The 748-nt window shown below is 71.8% G+C and carries 1 protein-coding gene; it reads right to left on the bottom strand.

Features of this window, described 5'->3' with window-relative positions; all coding sequences use genetic code 11:
- Positions 1-61: 61 nt before the first annotated feature.
- Positions 62-748 (bottom strand): sugar phosphate isomerase/epimerase family protein (locus HL189_RS22470; RefSeq protein ID WP_369135958.1); only part of this gene is annotated, 687 nt, incomplete at its 5' end.

The following is a 748-nucleotide window of genomic DNA, read 5'->3' as shown; positions in this document are numbered from 1 at the left end:
AGCTCCGCGGCAGGGACGTCGGCCAGTTCCGGCAGGACCCCGGAGGTGGTCTCGGTGGTCGTCACGCCTGGCCCTCCCATGCGGTCGCGGCGGACCTGGGAGCGCCGATCTCCAGGAACGGGAAACCGCAGCCGGCGATGTAGCGGTGGGTGCGCTGGGCGATGGGGAGGGGCACGTCGGGCGCGCAGGGGTAGAGGTCGTGCTCGACGATCGCGAACACGTCCAGCCCCAGCTCGTCGATGGCCGCCAGCAGCGGCGGGTACTCGGGCACCCCGTTCGGCGGCTCGACCATCGCCCCCATCCGCACCGCCTCGGGCCACACGATGTCCTCGGCGAGCACCCGGTCGATCACGGCCGGGTCGACCTGCTTGAGGTGCAGGTAGCCGATCCGCTCGGGGTACCGGCGGATCAGGTCGAGGTTGTCGCCGCGGTAGTAGCTGACGTGCCCGGTGTCCAGGCACAGCGGGACGTACTGCGGATCGGTGTCGGCGAGGAACCGTTCGATGTCGGCCTGGTGGCCGACGTGCGTCTCGGCGTGCGGGTGGAAGGCGATCGACAGGCCGTACTCCTCCTGCACCGCCCGGCCGAGCCGGTCCACGCCGGTCGTCTTGGCAGTCCAGGCCTCCGGGGTGAGGTGCCGGGACTCGACGTCGGCGCCGGTCTTCTGGTCCCGGAACGTGTCCGGGATGACCACGACGTGGGTGCCGCCCAGCTCCGCGGTGAGCGCGGCGACGTCGCGCACCTGGTT

The sequence above is a fragment of the Modestobacter sp. I12A-02662 genome (assembly GCF_041028325.1).
Lineage (GTDB): Bacteria > Actinomycetota > Actinomycetes > Mycobacteriales > Geodermatophilaceae > Modestobacter.
This window is presented reverse-complemented; position numbering and strand designations above follow the sequence as displayed.